The sequence below is a fragment of the Streptomyces sp. NPDC057638 genome (assembly GCF_042800315.1).
Taxonomy (GTDB): domain Bacteria; phylum Actinomycetota; class Actinomycetes; order Streptomycetales; family Streptomycetaceae; genus Streptomyces.
Window position 1 is genome coordinate 1 of record NZ_JBHVHF010000577.1, and the last position, 1977, is coordinate 1977.

Sequence of the window (1977 nt, forward strand, 5' to 3'; positions counted from 1 at the left end):
GGTCTGAACCATCCGGGACCGCTGGAGTGCGGCCACGGTGGCGTGGTCTCGTACGGGGGCCGCCGCGTGCGGCGGCGGCCCCTGGCTGGCGGCTAGGGCCTAGGCCAGCCCGTTCACCAGGTCGGCGACCGTCTTGCGGCGCCCGGTGTAGAACGGGACCTCCTCGCGGACGTGCATCCGCGCCTCGGAGGCGCGCAGATGGCGCATCAGGTCGACGATCCGGTACAGGTCGTCGGCCTCGAAGGCCAGGATCCACTCGTAGTCGCCGAGCGAGAAGGAGGCGACCGTGTTGGCCCGGACGTCGGGGTAGCCGCGCGCCATCTTGCCGTGGTCGGCGAGCATCCGGCGGCGGTCCTCGTCGGGCAGCAGGTACCAGTCGTAGGAGCGCACGAACGGGTACACGCTCACGTAGTCGCGCGGGGTCTCGTCGGCGAGGAACGCCGGGATGTGCGACTTGTTGAACTCGGCCGGGCGGTGCAGGGCCATGTTCGACCAGACCGGCTCCAGCGCGCGCCCGAAGCGGGTGCGGCGGAAGAGGTTGTACGCCTCCTGGAGCTCGTCGGCGGTCTCGGCGTGCCACCAGATCATCAGATCCGCGTCGGCGCGCAGCCCGGACAGGTCGTAGGTGCCCCGGATCTTCACGTCCTTGGCGGTGAGCTGCTCGAACAGCTCCTCCACCTCGTCCGCGTAACCGGAACGGTCCTCGGGCAGCACGTCGCGCAGCTTGAAGACGGACCACAGCGTGTAGCGGATGACCTCGTTGAGGTCCTTGGCCTTCTTACCCGCGTTCGGGATCTTTTCTGGCGCACTCATGGGGCTATTGTCCCGCGCCCCGGTGGATGCCCCGCGCCCGGGGTGACGTGGCGAGGATCTCTTCGGCGGCACGGGTGCCGTCACCGACGCAGGCCGGGATGCCGACACCGTCGTACGCGGCGCCGCAGAGCGCCAGACCGGGCAGTTCGGCGACCTCGGTACGGATCCGGGCGACCCGCTCCAGATGGCCCACCGGGTACTGGGGCAGCCCGTCCGTCCAGCGGGTGACGGTGGTCGCCACGGGCCGGGCGGCCAGCCCGGTGGCGGCGGCCAGGTCGGCGCGGGAGACGGCGACCAGGTCGGCGTCGTCCCGCCGGAGCTGCTCCTCCTCCCCGTACCGCCCCACGGAGGTCCGCAGCACGAACAGGTCGGGGGCGGCCTTCTCCACCCATCCCCACTTCTGGGTGGAGAAGGTGGACGCCTTGATCGTGTGCCCGTCGACGGGCGGCACCAGGAAGCCGCTGCCGGGCGGCAGCCCCGTCACCTCGGAGCGGCGGAAGGCGAGGGTGACCAGCGCCATCGACGCGTACTCGATCCGCGCCAGCCCGGCGGCGGCGGACGGGGACTCGGCGGCGAGCAGCGCGGCGGCCTGGGCGGCGGGCGCGGCGAGGACCACCGCGTCGGCCTCGACCACCCCGTCCGGGACCCCGGCCCGCCAGCCGTGGGCGGTGCGGGTGAGGGAGTGGACGGGGGTACCGGTACGGATCACTCCGCCCCCCGCGCGCACGGCGTCGGCGACGGCGCCCGGCAGGGTGCCGACCCCGCCCTCGATCCCCAGGAAGACCGGGCTGTTCTGCTGGGTGGCGCCGCCCGCGCGGGCCTGCACCGTGCCCACCGCCTCCAGCAGCGAGGAACTGTCCTTCAGCGCCGCGTAGAGCTGGGGGACGGCGGCCCGCATCGAGATGCGGTAGGCGTCGCCCGCGTAGACCCCGCCGAGCAGCGGCTCCACCAGCCGGTCGACGACCTCCCGGCCCAGGCGGGCGGCGACGAACGCGCCCACGGCCACATCCTCACCGGGGTCGGCGGGCGGCAGCTCCGGCTCCTGGGCGATCCGGGCGATCCCCTCCGGGGAGAGCAGCCCGGCGAGCGCCTCGGGCGTGCCGGGGACGCCCATCACATGGCCCTTCGGCATCGGCCGCAGCGCGCCCCGCGTCCAGACGGAGG

The 1977-nt window shown here is 73.7% G+C and carries 2 protein-coding genes; both read right to left on the reverse strand.

Annotation, left to right across the window (positions count from 1 at the left end; genetic code table 11):
- Nucleotides 1-99: 99 nt before the first annotated feature.
- Nucleotides 100-813: a hydrogen peroxide-dependent heme synthase gene (gene hemQ / locus ACFVIM_RS34915; protein ID WP_384310342.1), complete on the reverse strand. Its 714-nt coding sequence runs from the start codon at nucleotides 811-813 to the stop codon at nucleotides 100-102.
- Nucleotides 814-817: 4 nt separating this feature from the next.
- Nucleotides 818-1977 (reverse strand): protoporphyrinogen oxidase (gene hemG, locus ACFVIM_RS34920; RefSeq protein ID WP_384310345.1); only part of this gene is annotated, 1160 nt, incomplete at its 5' end.